The organism is Nonomuraea turkmeniaca (assembly GCF_005889735.1).
Classification (GTDB): Bacteria; Actinomycetota; Actinomycetes; order Streptosporangiales; family Streptosporangiaceae; genus Nonomuraea; species Nonomuraea turkmeniaca.
The window spans coordinates 20151-37385 of the sequence record NZ_VCKY01000098.1 but is presented as its reverse complement, the minus strand read 5'-3'; the positions used below and the strand labels follow the sequence as shown (position 1 = coordinate 37385).

The 17235-nt window shown below is 66.5% G+C and carries 20 protein-coding genes, 1 tRNA gene and 1 pseudogene; 9 read left to right on the top strand and 13 right to left on the bottom strand.

The window, feature by feature from the left end; all coding sequences use genetic code 11:
- Positions 1-224: 224 nt before the first annotated feature.
- Positions 225-310: transfer RNA gene (locus tag ETD86_RS26870), tRNA-Leu, on the top strand.
- A gap of 304 nt (positions 311-614) precedes the next feature.
- A complete protein-coding gene (locus ETD86_RS57240; RefSeq protein WP_211370334.1) occupies positions 615-788 on the top strand; it encodes a hypothetical protein in 174 nt (57 codons plus the stop codon).
- A 48-nt stretch (positions 789-836) separates the two neighbouring features.
- On the opposite strand, the pseudogene ETD86_RS60180 reads toward ETD86_RS57240, so the two are convergent.
- The 5 genes and pseudogenes from ETD86_RS60180 to ETD86_RS26850 all read right to left on the bottom strand — a co-directional run.
- A pseudogene (locus tag ETD86_RS60180) lies at positions 837-1502 on the bottom strand (recombinase family protein); the annotation flags it as partial.
- A 68-nt stretch (positions 1503-1570) separates the two neighbouring features.
- Positions 1571-1945, bottom strand: coding sequence for a hypothetical protein (locus ETD86_RS57225; protein WP_211370332.1), 375 nt, complete (start codon positions 1943-1945; stop codon positions 1571-1573).
- 214 nt (positions 1946-2159) lie between these two features.
- A complete protein-coding gene (locus tag ETD86_RS26860) occupies positions 2160-2318 on the bottom strand; it encodes a site-specific DNA-methyltransferase (protein WP_138668942.1) in 159 nt (52 codons plus the stop codon).
- Between the two features lie 33 nt (positions 2319-2351).
- Positions 2352-3266, bottom strand: coding sequence for a cytochrome P450 (locus tag ETD86_RS26855; protein WP_138668941.1), 915 nt, complete (start codon positions 3264-3266; stop codon positions 2352-2354).
- A gap of 25 nt (positions 3267-3291) precedes the next feature.
- Positions 3292-3936 (bottom strand): TetR/AcrR family transcriptional regulator, encoded by a 645-nt coding sequence (locus ETD86_RS26850; RefSeq protein WP_138668940.1) that lies wholly within the window; start codon positions 3934-3936, stop codon positions 3292-3294.
- A 402-nt stretch (positions 3937-4338) separates the two neighbouring features.
- Between ETD86_RS26850 and ETD86_RS26845 the strand changes: the two genes are divergently transcribed.
- The gene (locus ETD86_RS26845) at positions 4339-4803 is read left to right on the top strand and encodes a four-helix bundle copper-binding protein (RefSeq protein ID WP_246148240.1); all 465 of its coding nucleotides are present in this window, start codon (positions 4339-4341) and stop codon (positions 4801-4803) included.
- A 900-nt stretch (positions 4804-5703) separates the two neighbouring features.
- On the opposite strand, the gene ETD86_RS58375 is transcribed toward ETD86_RS26845, so the two are convergent.
- Together ETD86_RS58375 and ETD86_RS58370 are read right to left on the bottom strand one after the other, a co-directional pair.
- Entirely contained in the window at positions 5704-5898 is a 195-nt protein-coding gene (locus ETD86_RS58375; protein WP_246148237.1) for a hypothetical protein, read from the bottom strand.
- Between the two features lie 95 nt (positions 5899-5993).
- Positions 5994-6434, bottom strand: coding sequence for an AI-2E family transporter (locus ETD86_RS58370; RefSeq protein ID WP_246148234.1), 441 nt, complete (start codon positions 6432-6434; stop codon positions 5994-5996).
- 225 nt (positions 6435-6659) lie between these two features.
- Between ETD86_RS58370 and ETD86_RS55440 the strand changes: the two genes are divergently transcribed.
- Genes ETD86_RS55440 through ETD86_RS26825 form a run of 3 tightly spaced genes read left to right on the top strand, consistent with a single transcriptional unit; the run spans position 6660 to position 8832 of the window.
- A complete protein-coding gene (locus ETD86_RS55440; RefSeq protein WP_484213961.1) occupies positions 6660-7247 on the top strand; it encodes a Clp protease/crotonase-like domain-containing protein in 588 nt (195 codons plus the stop codon).
- 1 nt (position 7248) lies between these two features.
- The gene (locus ETD86_RS26830; protein ID WP_170223284.1) at positions 7249-8007 is read left to right on the top strand and encodes an NfeD family protein; all 759 of its coding nucleotides are present in this window, start codon (positions 7249-7251) and stop codon (positions 8005-8007) included.
- A gap of 15 nt (positions 8008-8022) precedes the next feature.
- Positions 8023-8832 (top strand): slipin family protein, encoded by an 810-nt coding sequence (locus ETD86_RS26825; protein WP_138668938.1) that lies wholly within the window; start codon positions 8023-8025, stop codon positions 8830-8832.
- A 67-nt stretch (positions 8833-8899) separates the two neighbouring features.
- Here the strand turns inward: ETD86_RS26825 and ETD86_RS55435 are convergent, their stop codons facing one another.
- On the bottom strand, positions 8900-9070 hold the full coding sequence (locus ETD86_RS55435; protein ID WP_170223283.1) for a hypothetical protein: 171 nt from the start codon (positions 9068-9070) through the stop codon (positions 8900-8902).
- A gap of 124 nt (positions 9071-9194) precedes the next feature.
- Between ETD86_RS55435 and ETD86_RS26820 the strand changes: the two genes are divergently transcribed.
- Both ETD86_RS26820 and ETD86_RS26815 read left to right on the top strand, forming a co-directional pair.
- Positions 9195-9575: an MMPL family transporter gene (locus ETD86_RS26820; protein WP_138668937.1), complete on the top strand. Its 381-nt coding sequence runs from the start codon at positions 9195-9197 to the stop codon at positions 9573-9575.
- Between the two features lie 397 nt (positions 9576-9972).
- On the top strand, positions 9973-10443 hold the full coding sequence (locus ETD86_RS26815; protein ID WP_138668936.1) for a hypothetical protein: 471 nt from the start codon (positions 9973-9975) through the stop codon (positions 10441-10443).
- A gap of 95 nt (positions 10444-10538) precedes the next feature.
- On the opposite strand, the gene ETD86_RS26810 is transcribed toward ETD86_RS26815, so the two are convergent.
- Positions 10539-11915, bottom strand: coding sequence for a TrkH family potassium uptake protein (locus tag ETD86_RS26810; protein WP_138668935.1), 1377 nt, complete (start codon positions 11913-11915; stop codon positions 10539-10541).
- A 440-nt stretch (positions 11916-12355) separates the two neighbouring features.
- Positions 12356-13018, bottom strand: coding sequence for a potassium channel family protein (locus ETD86_RS26805; protein WP_246148232.1), 663 nt, complete (start codon positions 13016-13018; stop codon positions 12356-12358).
- Positions 13019-13636: 618 nt separating this feature from the next.
- Between ETD86_RS26805 and ETD86_RS26800 the strand changes: the two genes are divergently transcribed.
- Complete coding sequence (locus ETD86_RS26800; RefSeq protein WP_170223282.1) at positions 13637-14452, top strand: alpha/beta fold hydrolase; 816 nt, start codon at positions 13637-13639, stop codon at positions 14450-14452.
- A gap of 115 nt (positions 14453-14567) precedes the next feature.
- Here the strand turns inward: ETD86_RS26800 and ETD86_RS26790 are convergent, their stop codons facing one another.
- The 3 genes from ETD86_RS26790 to ETD86_RS26780 all read right to left on the bottom strand — a co-directional run bounded on the left by ETD86_RS26790 (position 14568) and on the right by ETD86_RS26780 (position 17226).
- Positions 14568-16448 (bottom strand): potassium/proton antiporter, encoded by a 1881-nt coding sequence (locus ETD86_RS26790; protein WP_138668931.1) that lies wholly within the window; start codon positions 16446-16448, stop codon positions 14568-14570.
- A gap of 139 nt (positions 16449-16587) precedes the next feature.
- Complete coding sequence (locus tag ETD86_RS58365) at positions 16588-16866, bottom strand: DUF421 domain-containing protein (RefSeq protein ID WP_246148230.1); 279 nt, start codon at positions 16864-16866, stop codon at positions 16588-16590.
- A gap of 177 nt (positions 16867-17043) precedes the next feature.
- Positions 17044-17226, bottom strand: coding sequence for a hypothetical protein (locus tag ETD86_RS26780; RefSeq protein ID WP_138668930.1), 183 nt, complete (start codon positions 17224-17226; stop codon positions 17044-17046).
- Positions 17227-17235 lie beyond the last annotated feature (9 nt).

Below are 17235 nucleotides of genomic sequence, written 5' to 3'. Positions count from 1 at the left end.
CGGCGCCAGCTGTGTATAAGAGACAGATGTTGGCGTGATCGAACCTCCGCAGGAACTCCGCCAGCTTCGGGCCGAGCGTGCTGCGGTGATAAGTAGCGGAAATGCCGAACAACAACACCGAGAGGTCTTCGAAGAGTGACCGGATTCTTGGTATGACGCACTCCGCAGAGTTTGCTAACCTTACTGAGCCGACGCGAGATGACGGTCTCGCGTGCAGGCACCAAGTCCGGGTGGCGGAATAGGCAGACGCGCTAGCTTGAGGTGCTAGTGCCCAGTGATGGGCATGGGGGTTCAAGTCCCCCCTCGGACACGTACCTTTTGCACACGTGGGGGCCAGGGACAACCTGAGCCTCCACGAGCTGTTTCTGGGGTCTGTACGTCAGCCGCAGCCCGATCTGGGCGTAGAGCTCGGCCTTGTCGAGTGGATCAGCTTCCCGAATGACCTTGACGAGGTCACCTAGTGCGATCATCACGGCGTGAATCTCCTCTCGCGTCATGCGGCGTCGGCCGCTGGACTGTCGTAGCTGCGCCTGAGCCGAAACTCGCTGTGCTTGCGTCTCAGCCATCCATTGAGCGATCAGTGCCGGATCCGCGCCGGCCTCAAGTGCTGCCCGATGCTGAGCGAGCTTGCGGTCACACTCTTCGATCTTCAGCTTGAGCGATTCCGCGATCCCGTCCTTCGGCTCCTGGCCGTAATCAGCGAGGACGCGCGCCGTCTCCTCGAGCCGCCCACCGAACTGCACGGCCAGCCACGCATCCAGCGACGGCAGGACGTCGGTTTCTCGTAGATAGACCGTCTTCGGATGGTCGACGTCATTGGCCAGGGCGTATTCCGCCGGATAGCGGCACCTGTAGTAGGACTGCCCGTGGTTCCAGTTGCCTTGCATACGCCGAGTGCAGTAGCCACAGAAGAGAACCCCGCGCAGGGCATAGGGCCTGCGCGTGGGATGCGGCTTGTGGCTGGTCGGCCCGCGTCCCCGACCGGCGAGAATCTCCTGCGCCTGCTCGAACTCCTCCGGCGTGACCAGCGGCTCATGAGTGACTTCCGCAGACCAGACCCACTGATCCGCGGCGTTCCACCGCTGCTTGGTCATGTGGCCGAGAGCAACGTCCTGGACATCGATGAGCACCTCGTCCTTGCGTTGCTTGTTCCAGATTTGGCGGCCGGTGTAGCGCGGATTGATGATGATCGCCCGGATGGCGCTCTTGGACCAGGCAATCCCGTCACGGTGCCGGTTCTTCTGCCGATCCTGCGCCGACGGGCATGGAATCCCATCCTTGGTGAGCCCTTCGGCGATGGCGAAGATTCCTTTGCCTGCGCGGAACTCTCGGAAGATGCGCCGGACTACGTCGCTCGTCGCCGGATGCGGTGCAAGGCCGTGGAGCCGTTTGCCGTCCGCGGCTTTGCTGGGGTTCGGGTGAGGGCCCAGGTCAACCAGGCAGTAGCCGTACGGCGGCCGAGCACCCAGGTATCGCCCTTCCACCTGCGCCAGCGCCGCCATGGATGACCTTACGCGGATCTTGATCCGGTTCCGTTCCCCTTTGCTGATCCCACCGAACATGGACATGATCAGCTCATGTGCTTCGTTGGCGGGATCGATCGGCCCGCCGACGGTTCGGTCTGACCTTCCCGCTGTTCGAGCACTACGGCGTGCCGCTGTGGGTGCCCGAGCCTGATTGCCGTAGAACGCCCGCTGAGGCCACCCACCACCACCGCGTCGAACCCGTGGTCCGGCATGGCGAGTTGCCCCAGCAGCAGGGCGGCCTGGGGCCGTCTCAACGGCGGTATCGAGCGAGACTTGTCCACATCGAAGAACTCCGCCACGATCCGGCCTCCACGAGGCTCCACGAGCGCTCTGGCGCGGCTGATCTGCCATGCCCGCGACGCCTCCGGGTCTTGCCGGTCCTCCGTCGAGCACCGGCCCCAGAACGCCAACTCAGTCACTCAGTTCTCCTTTCTCATCTCCTTCTGCTTGAGTCGCTCGTAGGCGCTAAGCAGTATGCGGAACAACGCGACCGCCGCTCCTGGGTCAGGCACGGCGGCTCATCAGGTGGCACCACCCGGATGGCGGACGGATTGCCTGCTGTTCCGGGCCCGCCAGCGTACGGCTCTGAATGGGATTCGGGAGGCCCCGAGCAGGCCCTTTGTAGCCTGGGAGTCACTCTTCGAGCTCCTTCGCAGCCGACTCGGCAGCGGCGGCCACGATGCGTGCGCGGGCGAGGTCGCAGAACGGTTCGCTGATCTCGATTCCGATGAACGATCTGCCGAGTTGCCGCGCGGCAAGAGCCGTGGCGGGCCGGATCGTGGTTGGCGGCACCGACGAGCAGCTCGACGGTCTGGCCTTTGCGGATCAGTTCGCCGCAGATCTCGACGTCCTGCAGCGCCGTTCGGAGCATGCCGCCGGGTCCGTGAGGTAGCGCAGCAGCTCTTCGACGGTGTTGTCGATCAGGCTGGGGTCGCGGCGCAGAGCCGCCAGCTGGTCGGGGTGCTCCAGCAGGGCGAACGTCCCGAACGCGATCATGGTGCTGGTCGTCTCGTTCCCGGCGGCGAACAGCAGCAGGCCGACGGTGATCAGCTCCTCATCGGTCAGGTCGCTGCCGTTGATCAGGTCGCTGTAGACATCACTGGTGGGGTGCGCGCGCTTGCCGGCGATCAGGTCCGGGAAGATGGCGAGCATGCCGACATAGCCCTGCTGGACCTGTTCAGGGGAGGAGTCCGGGTCGAGCACGGTGTCCATGGCCTGCCGGAAGGTTGTCAGATCCTGCTCGGGGATGCCGAGCAGGTCGCAGATGAGCAGCGACGGGACCGGGCGGGCCAGCGCCTGGACGATGTCGGCGGGTGGCCCGGCCTCTGCCATGGCGTCCAGGCAGTCGCGGGTCACCCCGGCGATCCGTATCTCCAGCTGCCGCATCCGCCGCAAGGTGAATTGGCCTGCCAGCAGCTGGCGATAGCGGGTGTGCTCCGGCGGATCCTGGCGGACGAACGTGCCCGGCGGAACCGGCGCGTAGAACATGGCCTGCGCCTGGGCGTTGGGCATCGTGACCGGTGGGTGGGCCAGCTCGCGCCGGACGCTGAAGCGATTGTCGGCCAGGATGGCCCGGACCGCGTCGTAGCCGCTGGCCAGCCAGCCCTCGTGCCCGTCGGCGAAGGTCATTGGCCGCAGCGGGCGTTCGTCCCGGAGCCGGGCGAAGATCTCCGGCGGATCAAATGGGGTGGGCCGCGAGATACGTGCCGTCCAAGGCAGCTCGATGGCGCCCTCTGTCATGTCGTGCCTCCTAAGCGAAAGGAGTTCAAAGGCTTTTGTCCCGGAGCTTTTCGAGACCCTCGCGCATCGCAGCCGCAGCCTCCGGGGTGACCATGGGGTGGGAGTGGATGTCGAGCAGGGTCATCGCGAGCAGGTGCGCCCCCTCCGGGCTGGCCAAATCGACGCCGAGCCCGCGGGAGATGTGCTGGTGCAGGATGGGGACGGCCAGGCTCATTGCGGTGGCCACGGTCGCGCGGGCCTTGCGGCTGGCGAAGGGAGGATCCGGGCGCGCCTTGTCGACCTCCTCCAGCCACTCCTCGCTCAGCCGCGCCATCTCATCGAACAGCGGCGCGGCCCAGCCCTCGGTCAGGGCGCGCGCGAGATAGCGCTGGTACGGCCCGAGCGCTGCCTGAGCGGCGGCCACCGGGTTCACATCGGCGAGCATGGTGTCGGTGCGCGCCTCGTCGTTGATCCGGCGGACCGTCTTGATGAGGTAGTCGTCGCACGCCTCGCGCAGCGCCAGCTTGGAGCCGAAGTGGTGGCGTACCAGGCCCGAGGAGACACCGGCGGCCTCGGCGATCCCGCGGATCGATGCCCCTCCGAACCCGTGCTCGCCGAAGTGCCGCAGTGCGGCATCCCTGATGCGGGCGCGAGTGCTCAGATCCTCGAGGTCCGCCTCGATCCTCGCCATCGGCAGACTCCTTTACATGTTCGTGTACATGACTACTCGAATGTACCTTAAATTATACGATCGTGTAGTAACCGTATCAATGGGGCGGCTGATGGTCCCTTACTCACAAGACCGGTTGCGCGAAGTCGGAGTGTCCGACAACGCCGCCACCGTCGTTTCCCGCCCGATGAGGGGTCCGCTGCCAGAACCACGCCCGTCACCGGCCAGAGGGTCTCCAGTCACCGACGCAGGACGGCCCGTGGTTCGGTTGCGCCACCACACGCTGCAGACGGACGGCGCGGCGGGCCTTGATGCCCCGGCTGACTTGGGAAGTTCTCGAAGGTTGCGCGCTCACGCGTCGCAGGTCTGCATGTAGCTTCGGCGGGTAGGCGTCACCGGACAGCCAACAGCGAGGAGGTCGCCATGACCTACACCGAGAAGATGCTGGACGCCTACCCGGCCCAGATCAACCTCGACCACAGGCAACTGGCCGCCGCCATCGACGCATTGGAAGCCTGCGCCCAGGCCTGTACGGCCTGCGCCGATGCCTGCCTGTCGGAGGCCGCCGAGCGGTTGCCGATGCTCAGCCGATGTATCCGGGACAACCTCGACTGCGCCGCCATCTGCTCGACCACCGCAGCGGTCCTGTCGCGGCACACCGGCTACGACGCCAACCTGTCCCGCGCACAGGTACAGGCCGCGATCCAGGCGACGAAGACCTGCGGCGACTCCTGCGCCGAGCACAGCAGCCAGCACGAACACTGCCGCATCTGCGCAGAGGCCTGCCGGGAAACCGAGCAGGCGCTCAACGCCCTGCTGCCCCAGCTGGAGCCGGCAGGAGCGACCGGTCCGCCCAGCCAGAGCAGCCCACAGCAGCGGCCACGTTAGGGCGCACGCCGAAGCGCGCTCAAAACAGGGCAGGCCTGCGCTCTACGGCCTACGCCGACAGGGTTGGCAAGTGGATGCGTTGGCCCTCGCCCTCTGACAGAGAGCGGAACCCTCCCTGAACCGGAGGTTCATTCAGCACCGCACATGCACGTACGGCAGAAGGGGATCGGACGGCGCCCGAACCCCTCGCTGCTCAGCCGGACGCCGTGGGCCAGTCCCGGTCCACGGTGCGCTACGCTGAGCCCATCCCATCTGCAGACGCCACGGTTATACCGCCTCCCGGGGACATGGGACGTACATGAATCAGACCGCATCCGGCCTCATCAAGGACTGGCCACAGGAATCGCGCGAGGCCGCCCAACTGGTGCTCGACGCCTATGGCGAGCCACACGAGGCCACGGCGTCGCTCCTCACCTGGTACGGCGCAGGTCCGTGGAAGCGCGTCACAGCTTCACGTGCGTTCTTTCGCCACGACTTCCCGGCGCCGCACATCGATTGCGTCGAAAGCGTCATCGACTATCGCGTGCCTGCGGACAAGTTCACCCCGCTGGCGAACCTCGACGGCAGCGTCGTCGTGGAGCGGACAGTGGGCTTACTACGCCAAGGAGTTCACCGACTTTCGGCGCAAGGAGCCCACCCCCTACATGGATGGCCTGCGGTTCCAACCTCCCGCAGGAACCGCCGATCCGGACACACGCGTCCTGTCAGATCAGGACCTCGAGCAAGCCTCGCAGGAGGGCGAGCAGAAGCAGCAGTCGTCGGGCTGACCGAAGACAGAACTGGGGACCCGATCTGCTCAACAAGTCGGGGGCCTAACTGAGAGATCGGCGGACGCTCTCCGACTCGGTACTCGGCTTCGGGCACCCGCAATATGATCGTTTGAGGAGTACGCGTACAACATCAGCCAGTGCGGACGGCCCGCCATACCCATACAAAGGCAACGGCGCTGAGCTGTTTGAGGGTGTAAAGAGCCCGAGGTCCGAGCATGCGCCCGCGCGAGTGCTCGGGCGCATGCTCGGAGGGCCCGTCGGGGGTGCCCGCGTCGGCGGCCATGGATTTGATGGCCTCCACCGCGTTCTCGGTAAGGGTGAGCATGTCGTTTCCCTCCTGCTCCTGGCTTACTCGGCCGACGCTCTTGCCCTGTGAAGTTCCCCTTTACCTGAGGACCGGACTGCTGACCACGGCGCTTCTCAGGTTCGGGTGGTTCCGCAGCTTTCTCCAGCGGAGAATGATCGGTGAAGGAGAGACCTCGTTCGACCGTGCGATAGACCACCGCAGTGAGAGGGACGGTCACGACCGCGCCCGCGATTCCGCCGATCAAATGTCCCGGCGGTGACGCCTACCAGCACCACGGCCGGGTGCAGACGCACTACCTTGCCGATGATGACCGGTCCCAGCAGGTTGCCCTCCATCTGTTGGAAGATGACGACCACAGCTAGGACCAGCAGCGCGTCGGTCACTCCGTTGCTCACCCGAGCGATCAGCACGGCAACCGCGCCGGCCACAATCGCGCCGACGATGGGCACGAACGCGAACAGGAAGGTGAGGAAAGCCAGGGCCAGAGCGAGCGGCACCTGCAGCAGGACCAGTGCGAGGCCGATGCCGGCGCCGTCGACCGCCGCAACCGTCATGGTTCTTCTCACCCACGCGGGTACCCTGCACCGCCTCCTGCAGGAAGCGGCAGACCGGCGAAACACGCCGGAAGTGGACAAACGTTGAACGGCTGATGGATCCGCGACGCGTTCGGCTCATCACCGTACGTGAGAATCGGCTGTTCGCGGGTAGACGGGCCGTGAGCCGAGCCAGGGGGAGGGATAAACGTGCCGTCTCAAGCCCACGCTCTTCTCCAGACATCCATGACCCGGATCCGGACGGTTGCGCTCGCCGTGCTCTTCATGGGCCTCCTGCTGAGCGGAGGAAACCACGAGAGCGAAGCAGGGGGCACGGGCAGCGCCCCTGGCACCCCCTCACAAAGCGTCCTGGTCTCCACGGTGCGAACCGAGATTACGCCGGTGGTCGCAGACTACGTCGAGCAGTCCCTGCAACGGGCCCAACGGGAAGGGTACGCCGCCTATGTGGTCCAGCTGGACACTCCAGGAGGGCTCGCCACGTCGATGCGCGACATCGTGCAGGACATCCTGGGCAGCCGGACACCCGTGATCGTGTACGTGTCCCCGGAGGGAGCCCGAGCCGCCTCCGCAGGGGCAATCATCACGCTGGCCGCGCACGCCGCCGTCATGGCGCCCGGCACGTCCATCGGCGCGGCCACCCCCGTAGGAATGCAGGGCGAGGACCTGGGAGCCAAGGTGATCAACGATGCCGCCGCTCAGGCCGAGGCGCTGGCCCGGTTGCGGGACCGCAACGTCGAAATTCGCCGTCGCGATGGTGCGCGAGGGCCGCTCGATCGGCGTGACGGAGGCAGTGCGGCTGGGAGTGGTGGATGACATGGCGTCCAGCCTCCAGGAGGCGCTCGCCAAGGTCGACGGGAGCAAAGTCCAGATGGCCGGCGACCGCACGAGCACGCTCCGCACCAGCAGAGCCGAGATCGTTCGTGACGACTGGGGCCTCCTCCGCCAAGCGCAGCAGTTCCTAGCCAACCCCAACCTTGCCTACCTCCTCCTCATGCTGGGCATGCTAGGCCTCCTGTACGAGCTGGCCTCCCCCGGCATCGGCGTGGCGGGGATCATCGGGGCGGTATCCCTGGTCCTCGCCCTCTTCAGCCTGGCCGTGCTGCCCGTCAACGCAGCCGGGCTGCTGCTCCTGCTCATCGCGGCGGGATTGTTCGTGGCCGAGCTGTTCGCACCGGGGATCGCCGGATTCGCCATCGGCGGCGGGGTGGTGCTCGTTCTCGCCGCCGTCTTTCTGTTCGACGAGGCGCAGGGGGTGCGCGTGGATCCCATGGTGGCGCTGCCGACGGCTGTTCTCGTGGTCATCCTCGCCATCATCGCCGGACGCCTCGTCTACCGCACCAGGCACGGCACCGCCGCCTCCGGCACGGCGGCTCTGATCGGCAGGACGGCACGGATGGACGAAGGCGAGGGAGATCGAGGGCGGATCTTCATGGATGGCGCCTGGTGGGAGGCGCGCAGCATCGGAGCACCCCTGGAACCGAAGCAGCAAGTCCGGGTCGTAGCAGTCGACGGGATCACTCTGCTGGTAGAGCCGCAGGTGCCGGACCCGTCCCCACCGGATGGTAACGCGTGACCAAGGGAGCGCCTCATGAACGAAACACTCATCGGCATCGGCATCGCCGTACTCGTCCTGCTGTTCATCCTCGCCAACGCCATCAAGATCGTGCCAGAGTACGAGCGCGGAGTGATTTTCCGCTTGGGGCGGATCCAAGGCGCCAGAGGACCCGGCTTGTTCTTCATCATCCCTATCGTCGATCGCATGGTCCGGGTCGACCTGCGCATCCAGACCGCGGACGTCCCACCGCAGGAGATCATCACTTCGGACAACGTGACGGTGAGAGTGGACGCGGTCACCTACTTCCAGGTCCTCGAACCCGTTAGATCGGTCATCGCCATCGAGGACTACCGGGTCGCCACCTCGAAGATCGCACAGACCACCTTGCGCAGCATCCTCGGCCAGCGCAGCCTGGACGACCTGCTGATGAAGCGCGAGGAGATCAACCAGCAGCTGGCCCGCGTGATCGACGACCTCACCAATCCGTGGGGGGTCAAAGTGTCCTTGGTAGAGGTACGGGACGTGTCTCTACCCGAGACGATGCGTCGGGCGATGGCCCGCCAGGCCGAGGCCGAACGCGACCGCCGGGCACGGGTGATCCACTCGCTCGGCGAAAAGGAGGCGGCCCAGAACCTGGGCGACGCCGCCGGGATCTTGGAAGAGCATCCGGCTGCGATGCAGTTGCGCACGCTCGGTTCCTTGGTGGACGCCGCAGCGCAGCCTGGATCCACCGTCGCTTTCCCCGTGCCCATGGAGCTCGTGCGGCTTTTCCGGCCGGACCTGGGGAGCGGTCCAGCAGCCGACCGCACGCAGCGACGTGAGCCGCTGCCGGGCCGGGACTGAGCGACAGCGTCCAAACTCTTCGTCGGCGGCGACGGTGGGAAACGGGCCGTCACCTGGAGCTTGCGGATCACGAGGAGGTGACGGTCGGCTCGGCGGTCCGGACCTCCGCTTCGGCTCTGCACCGCTCACCCAGCCTCTGGAACTCCGGCTGGATGCGCTGCAACTCGTCGATGACACTCTCCAGCCGCGGCCCATCGAGATCGCTGAGCGCCCGCAGGCCGCGACGGATGCTCTCCATCGCCTGCTCACTGCGGTCGAGGGCAACCAGGCACTCCCCGAGCACGGTCACCTCACGGCCAGCGGCACGGTGACGGCGGGAGAGCGGGGGCTGTGGGCTCGGCCGTGGTCCGTCCTGGGTCACCGTGTACCTGCTCGCTAGGAGCGTGCTGTCGGTCGCGGCCTCGCTCGGCCTCGCCGTCCACGTGTTCCAGTCGGTCTTCGGTCACGCCGGACTGACGTTCTATGTCCCCTTCGCCGCAGGTGTGCTGCTGGTGGCCCTGGGCTCCGACTACAACATCTTCGGTATCGGCCATGTCTGGGAAGAGGCGAGAAACCTCGGCCTTCGCAAGGCCATCATCCTGGCCGTCCCCCAGTCGGTCAGGGCGATCACAGCCGCCGGCATCACTCTCGCCGCCAGCTTCGGACTGCTGGCCATCGTCCCGCTGCAGCCCTTCCGCGAGCTCGCTTTCGCGATGGCCCTGGGCATCCTGCTCGACGGGCCCGGCCGAAGCTTCCGGCGGTGACCAGCAGCGTTCGAGTCAGGTCGGTTGACGTCGGCCGCTCCAAGGATCTTTCAACGCTAAGGCGGACTTGGCGGAGGGTTCCTTTATGGCGCCCATCGCAGCCGGCATTGTGAAGGACAGGGCACCGGACGCGATATGAATGCCGACGGCCAAGGTTCTTTGACGTGCCGGGCGGTAGAACGGCGCCGGAGTGGACGGGTGAGCGATGCCACTGGCACACACTCATCCATCGGGCGTTTCACAACTGGCCCAAGACATCCACTGCCTCTCGAGCAGCCGACGATGTGGCCAGGCTTGGAGAGGCATCCCGAATTCCTGTTTCTCCGGGGAAATCGAACTCCGCCCACACGACCTTGCCCCGACGCCGGCGTGGCGGCTGGTCAGGAAGGCTCCGCCGGTGTTGAGCTACCTGGCGGCGGTCACGGCGGTCGTCTCCGCGGCGTGGACGTCTCTGATGCTGGGCGTGGCCACGGCCGGACTGTACCTGCGGCTGCCCGACTCGCGATGGCTATCGCGGGCGGTGACCGCCGCGTTCGCGCTGTCGGCGTTCCTGATGGGGCTGCTGCTGGTCGGCGGAGCGAACCTGATGACCGGCGTGCTGCTCGGGCTGGCCGCCTTCGCCGCACAGATGCTCGCCGCCCTGGTCCTCACCCACGGGCTGCCGGTCACGGACCGGATCCACCTGGGACTGGCCCAGCAGAACGGCATCACCGCGATCATCCTGGCCCTGGCCTTCGAACGGGACTTCCCCGGCTTCGTGGCGGTGGTCGCCCCGGCGATCCTGACCGTCAACCTCGTCTACGTCCTGGCCAACCGGCTCTCCGACACCTGGGGGCCGCGCCGGCCGCTGCCATCCGAACCCCGGTGACTACATCAGGTCGCGCCCGTTAGAGGCAGCCCTCCTCCGGCGCCGAGGGGCGGAGACATGGACACGTGACGCCCCCTTCTTTTCGTTGCGCCGGGTCAGCCCACGATCAGGTATTCCTTGGGCAGTACGTAGCGGCGGTCGCGCTCGCGCAGCGCCAGAGCCGAGCCCAGCGTGAGGGGACCGGTTCTGCCGATGAACATCAGCACGATCAGCAGCAGCTGCCCCGCCGCGGGAAGGCCGGCGGTTATACCCAGGGACATGCCGACCGTGCCGAAGGCAGAAGTGACCTCGAACAGCACCTGGTCCAGCGTGTGCGGGCTGATCACCACCAGGAGGTAGGTGGAGATCGCGACCAGGCTCACTCCAATCAGAGTGATCGCGATGGCCTGGCGCTGGGCGGTCGCCGGGATCTGCCGGTGGCCGATATTCACATCGGCGTACCCGCGCATCTCGGTCCACACCATGAAGATCAACAGCCCGAGGACGGTCACCTTGATGCCGCCCGCGGTGCCGGCGCTGCCGCCGCCGATGAACATCAGCAGGTCGCTGACCAGCCAGCTGGAGGGGTGGAGCTGGGACAGATCGACGGTGTTGAAGCCGCCGGTGCGCATCACGGCGAGGAAGAAACTGGCCATGAGCTTGTCCCAGTCGGCCAGCGGCCCCATGGTGCGGGGGTTGTGCCACTCGGTACTCAGGAGAATCAGCGTGCCCATCGCGAGCAGGAAGGCGGTGACGCCCAGGGTGAGGCGGGTGAGGACCGACCAGCGTCGGGGGTGACGCCACTGCCGCCACAGCTCGAACACGACGGGAAAGCCGAGCGAGCCCACCAGTACGGTCAGCGCGATGGTCAGGCAGATCCATGGGTCGGCGGCGAAACGCACCAGGCTGTCGGGCCACAGGGCGAAGCCGGCGTTGTTGAAGGCCGACATCGCGTGGAACACGCCCAGATACAGGGCGCGGCCCAGGCCATGGTCGTAGGCGGTGGCGAACCGGATGCTCAGCACGATCGCCGCCGCTGCCTCGCAGGTCAGGGTGAACAGCACGATGTTGCGTATCACGCGGCGCAGGTTCGGTGTGCCCAGCGCCTTGCTTTCGGCCTGGGCCAGCAGCCGGGCGCGCAGCCCGAGACGGCCCGAGACGAGCAGGGCGAACAACGTGCCCAGTGTCATGATCCCCAGCCCGCCGGCCTGGAACAGCAGGGCGATCACCACCTCGCCGAACGCCGACCACGTCGAGGCGGTGTCGACGACGACCAGGCCGGTCACGCAGACTGCCGAGGTCGCGGTGAACAGTGCGGTCAGCCAGTCGATCGAGCCGGGTGAGGTGGTGGCCATCGGCGTTTTCAGCAGCAGTGTGCCGATGAGGATGGTCAGGGCGAAAACGCCGACCACGACCTGCGCGGGATGCTGGAACTTGCCGAAGAGACCGGCGAATCCGATGGCTGGACCGTCCCGCCGCCTTCGTATCCTCATGCCGGTCTCACTCTCAGGCGCAGCTGACCGGCGCGGTCACGAGGACGAGCCGCCACGGACGTGGTGAGCTTTCAGGAAGTCTTGGCACTTGAACCGCCCGCAGGATCAGGCACGCGCGCATGATCAGCAATGCGACCACAAAACGGCCCACCTGCGCAACCGCTATCGCGCCCAGACTGCGGGCGACACTTCGCGGCCCGGGCACCCCGGCGGTCGACTTCCGCTCGGCCTGCGGGCCATCACCCGGCGCCACCGACTCGGCCTGCGCGGCGGCGTTGACCACCTTTGGCGGCCGGATTATCACCCTGCAGCCCTACCGGAGTGGCGGCGCCGATCGTGGTGCCCAGCGCCATCACCACCACGCGCGCCATGGGACCGCGGCTCTCATATGAGGGACTCCAACCGATCCACTACTCCCATCCTACGAATGTCGCGGACGCCTACGGCAGTTCGGCGAAGCGTTCGACCCGGTCCGTACGGCCGGAAACAATGATCATGTCACCATGCCCGAGTTCGGTCTCCGCGGTTGCGTAGGTGAACTCCTCCCCTTGGACTTTGACGGCCACAACCGTGACACCGTATCGGCGACGCAGGCCAGATTGCCCGAGCGGAATGTCGACGAATTCCTCCGGAGGACACATCTTGGCGAACGCGAAGTTCTCATCCACCTGCATGTAATCGAGCATCCGGCCGCTGACCAGATGGGCGACTCGCTCACCCATGTCGTGCTCGGGGAAAACCACGTGATGGACGCCGATTCGGCGCAGGATCCGCCCATGCTGCCGGCTGACCGCCTTGGCCCAGATATGGCCGATTTCCAGCTCGACGAGCAGGGAAGCGGTCAGGATACTGGCTTCGAGGTCACTGCCGATCGCCACCACGGCGCGGTAGAAGTCGGGCACACCGAGCTGCTTCAAGGCCGCCAAGTCGGTGGAATCCGCCGTGGCGATGTCGGTGATCTGCCCTGAAAGGGCCTGCACGTGTTTGGGGCTGTTGTCGATGCCCAGTACTTCGGTGCCGCGCTGGGTGAGTTCGATAGCGAGTGCGCTGCCGAACCGGCCCAGTCCGATCACCGCCACGGGGTCCCTCTTCCTGTCAGCCAATGATGACCCTCTCCTCCTGTAGCCGGTAGCGGCGGGTTCGGTCTCTTGAACGAGGGCAGAGCCCACGGTGAGAAGGACTGTCGCCCCGATGAGCTCAGGGACGACGAGGCGCATCAAGCTCTCAGACCACCACCCGGATCCCGCGGACATCGCGGTGAACAATGCCGCCAGCCAGGCCGCCGACCCCCAATTCGGTGGCGAGCTGCAGCGTGAGCAGCGCGGTGCCCATTAGGACAGCTACCCCGAACCTGGTGACGATCACCTGGCCTGGTACGGAAACCGGCTGAGGATTCCATGCGTGATTCGGCGGACGAGTTCGGGTGCCGGTTTTGAATGAGTTCTGGTACCAGTTGGAGATCTTCGAACGATCGTCGGCGAATGAGTTTTGGTACCACTCCGCGATCGTGATGAGGCAGCTAGCTGACTTGCTGTCCCCTGCCCATGAAGTGGGCCTGTGCCCACTTGACCGGCCCGGCCTGAACGGCGCACAACGCGACTCGAGAACCGGCCGCTCACGGTGCCGCAACGGGGCTGTCTTCCATGACAACGGGCACTACTTCGCGGAAGAACGAGGGTGAGGCCCGCACGGTCAGAGATGGCTGTGCCAGCATGGCGGGTATGGCGATCTTTGTCCAAGAGGCGGGTCCGACCGACGCTCCGGCGGTGGTGCTCTTGCACGGTGTGGGCACTAGCGGCTGGATGTGGAACAGGCAGGTCTCCGCACTGGCGACCGGCATGCGTGTGCTGGTTCCCGATCTGCCGGGGCATGGGCAAAGCAACACGTGCCCGTGGGTCTCGATCGCCGACACCGCCCGTCTGGTAGCCGAGGTGATCGCCGCGCGGGCTCCGTCGGGCCGGGCGCACGTCGTTGGGCTTTCCCTTGGCGGTTACGTGGGGGCGTATCTGGCCGCGACAGCTCCCGAGGTGGTGGTCAGCGCGATTGTGAGCGGGGTGAACGTGCTGCCGTTCCCCCACCCGGGCAGATTGCGGCTCATGGGTGCGCTGATGGCACCGGCCATGAAATGGGGGCCGGTGCTGCGGGCCAATGCTCGCGCGCTCCACGTTCCTGCGGCCGACATCGACGGCTACCAGAGCGCCGCGCGGGCCACCACCCGGCAGGCATTCCGCAAGGTCAGCAGCGAAGCCCTCGGCTTTCGGCTTCCGCCCCAGACCAAGGACTCCCGGTGTCGGATTCTGGCAGTGGCCGGCGAGAACGAGCATGATCTCACCAAGCGGTCCCTGGCCGAGATCGCCGCAGCATTTCCCCAGGGTGAGGCCTACCTGGCACCCGGAGTGGGACACGCATGGAGCGGCGAAAAGCCCGAACTGTTCACGGCCATGATCCGTGCTGAGGTCACGGGCGCTCGGCTACCCGAAGACCTCATCCCCGTGCCTGCGAAGGATGATCCCATCCCTCATACGAGGAACGCGTAGGCGCGCCTGAGCCGCGCTATCGGTGTTGTCATCAGGCCGGGTCGTCGTAGTGATCGAGGCGACCTGCGGGACGGGGACCAGGCGGTTGCGGCGGAACCGTCCGACCTCGCCCTTCTCATGGGCGCCCGCCAGGCCACGCCACCGTCCCAGGAGGCCGGTCTGACCCCGAGCCGATTGCCCCTGCGTTTCCGGTGAGGCGTAACAGCGCAGAAGCTCGATCAATCCTTGCCTGCCTCAACAGCATGATCTTGCTCTTGCGATCACTCGGGATACTGGGAAAGCATCGCGTCGCGAGGTTGATTCGTCGATCAGGGCGTTCGGGTGAACAACGCCGTCGGCGCGGTAGGGCCGGGGCGGAGGGCTGAGAGCGGGCGTCGGTCAGCTCTTCACGCTGTTCGGGCTTGTTCGATTGCTCCGGCAGCCAGAAGCGGTGTGCCAGCGGCGGTAACGCTGACTTGATCGTTTTGGCGGGTGTCGTGGCGCTGCGACCGGGGTCGAGGTCGGGCTCGCCGCGTTCGCCGTGCCAGTGGGCGAGGCGGCCGCCCCTGCCGACGGCGCGCAGGCGTCGCTCGACGTGGGCGCGGGTGACAGGGGTGGTGACGATGAGCACCTCGTCACCTGCGCTCAGGCGGGTGTGGGGCTCGGGGACGATGGTGTCGCCGTTGCGGATGATCAGCGTGACGGTCGAGGGCTTGGGGAGCCGCAGCTCGAAGATCTCCACTCCGTGCAGGCGGGAGCTGGGCGGGACGGTGAGGGTGAGCAGGTCGGCGCGCAGGACGTCGAGGGGTGCGGCTTCGATGTCGACTTCCCTGGCCTCATGCGGTTCGGCGAGCCGAAGCAATCGTGCGATCAGCGGCAGGGTCGGTCCTTGGATGATGGTGAAGACGACGACCAGGACGAAGACGATGTTCAGCAGTTGCTGGCTGCCGGGCACGGCGGCCACGATGGGAAAGGTGGCCAGCACGATCGGCACCGCGCCGCGCAGCCCTGCCCAGGAGATGAACGCCTGCTGCCGCCAACTGGTGCGGAACGGGGTCAGGCAGCCGGCCACTGAGACGGGTCTGGCCAGCAGCAGCAGAACCAGTCCGACGATCGTGGCCGGCAACAGCGCGGCGGGCAGCTGACGGGGGGTGACCAGCAGTCCCAGCATGACGAACAAGCCGATCTGGGCCAGCCAGCCCATGCCGTCAGCGAAGGAACGGGTAGCCGCACGGTGCGGCAGCACGGCGTTGCCCAGCACGATACCGGCCAGGTAGGCGGCGATGAACCCGGATGCGCCGGCGGCGCCGGCCGCGGCAAAGGCGATGACCGCCAAGCCAACAGTGGCCAGTGGATACAGACCAGCGGCGGGCAACGCCACATACCGCAACGCGGCCACGCCCGCCCAGGCGGTCAGCAGCCCGATCATCGCCCCCGCTATCAGTTGAAACGTGACTTGCACGGCGATGGCAGCCAGATCGGGCGCGCCGATGGTAGCCGTGCTGAACACCAGCACCAAGATGACGGTTGGGGCGTCGTTGAAGCCGGACTCGCCCTCCACCATCCCGGCGATGCGGCGGGGCAGCGGCAGCTCGCGCAGGACGGAGAAGACGGCGGCAGCGTCGGTGGAGGAGACGATCGCGCCCAGTAGCAGGGCCAGTTGCCAATGCATACCTAGTAGCAGGTGCGCCCCCGCCGCGGTGATCAGCACGCTGACCGCAACGCCGACGGTGGCCAGCAGAGCCGAAGGCAGCAGAACCCGCCGGATGTCAGCCCATCGGGTGCTCAGGCCGCCCTCGATGAGAATCACGGCCAGCGCCGTGGTGCCCAGCGTCTGGGCCAGCTGGGCGTCGTCGAAGTCGATGCCGAGAACGTCTTCGCCGAGCAGCACACCGAGGGCGAGGAACAGCAGCAGGCTGGGTAGGCCGAGTCGGCTGGCGGTGCGTGCAGCGGCGATACCGGCCAGCAGGACGATTCCGCCGGCCAGCAACACTCCATACAGCTGCTGCAAGCTCATCACGAACCCTCAATCGACCTTGGGAGAACATTCAACGCGTATCGCACAAGCTCATCGTGCCCCTGGCGCATGCGTTCGCACGGAGACGCCCGCGGCGAGCTTGCGACGCTGCTCCGTCGTCGGCAGGGTAATGGGAGAGTCAGTTCTTCTTCGGGATGACGCTGATGATGCCGGAGCGTTCGAGGATGGCGTAGTCGATCTCGTCGACGCTGCGGATCCCCTGGCTGGAGCGTGCTTCCTGGAGCACCTGCTCCAGGTCGAGGTGGTGCTGATGCATCCGGTCCTCCAGCAGTCGGCCGCGTTCGATGAGCACCACCGGAGCGCCGTCGAGGACCATGCCGACATGTGAAAAGCGCCAGCCGAGGTAGTCCGCCAGCCGGTCCAGTCCGACCAGGGTGAGGATGACGAGCAGTGACATCGTGATGGAAAAGTCCTCACCGAACCGCGCTTGCTGAGTGGCCTCGAGATGATCAGCAGGAGCATGAAGTCGAACGTGGTCACCTGGGCCAGCGTGCGCTTGCCGCTGACCCGAAAGATGATCAGCAGGGCCAGGTAGATTGCCGCCGCCCGCAGCACCGCGTCCATGTCATGTCTCCTAGGGATAGACAAACTGCCAGGACCGGGCCGACTGCTGCCCGGGCGCGCCGATGGCGCCGCGAAGCGTCCCGATCTGGTCGGGGCTCAGCTGGATCTGGACCTCCACCCGATCGCCTGTGACGGGGAAGTCGAGCACCGTCCCGTCCTTGGTCGTGGTCCAGGAGTCCGGCTGCGGCACCACCTGCTACAC

Bases quoted from the DNA above. Each gene is read 5' to 3' on its own strand.
- ETD86_RS57240 (WP_211370334.1), top strand. From the start codon at position 615: ATGCTGAGCGAGCTTGCGGTCACACTCTTCGATCTTCAGCTTGAGCGA.
- ETD86_RS26855 (WP_138668941.1), bottom strand. From the start codon at position 3,266: ATGACAGAGGGCGCCATCGAGCTGCCTTGGACGGCACGTATCTCGCGG.
- ETD86_RS26850 (WP_138668940.1), bottom strand. From the start codon at position 3,936: ATGGCGAGGATCGAGGCGGACCTCGAGGATCTGAGCACTCGCGCCCGC.
- ETD86_RS26845 (WP_246148240.1), top strand. From the start codon at position 4,339: ATGACCTACACCGAGAAGATGCTGGACGCCTACCCGGCCCAGATCAAC.
- ETD86_RS58375 (WP_246148237.1), bottom strand. From the start codon at position 5,898: ATGCTCACCCTTACCGAGAACGCGGTGGAGGCCATCAAATCCATGGCC.
- ETD86_RS58370 (WP_246148234.1), bottom strand. From the start codon at position 6,434: ATGACGGTTGCGGCGGTCGACGGCGCCGGCATCGGCCTCGCACTGGTC.
- ETD86_RS55440 (WP_484213961.1), top strand. From the start codon at position 6,660: ATGACCCGGATCCGGACGGTTGCGCTCGCCGTGCTCTTCATGGGCCTC.
- ETD86_RS26830 (WP_170223284.1), top strand. From the start codon at position 7,249: ATGGCGTCCAGCCTCCAGGAGGCGCTCGCCAAGGTCGACGGGAGCAAA.
- ETD86_RS26825 (WP_138668938.1), top strand. From the start codon at position 8,023: ATGAACGAAACACTCATCGGCATCGGCATCGCCGTACTCGTCCTGCTG.
- ETD86_RS55435 (WP_170223283.1), bottom strand. From the start codon at position 9,070: ATGGAGAGCATCCGTCGCGGCCTGCGGGCGCTCAGCGATCTCGATGGG.
- ETD86_RS26810 (WP_138668935.1), bottom strand. From the start codon at position 11,915: ATGAGGATACGAAGGCGGCGGGACGGTCCAGCCATCGGATTCGCCGGT.
- ETD86_RS26800 (WP_170223282.1), top strand. From the start codon at position 13,637: ATGGCGATCTTTGTCCAAGAGGCGGGTCCGACCGACGCTCCGGCGGTG.
- ETD86_RS26790 (WP_138668931.1), bottom strand. From the start codon at position 16,448: ATGAGCTTGCAGCAGCTGTATGGAGTGTTGCTGGCCGGCGGAATCGTC.
- ETD86_RS58365 (WP_246148230.1), bottom strand. From the start codon at position 16,866: ATGTCACTGCTCGTCATCCTCACCCTGGTCGGACTGGACCGGCTGGCG.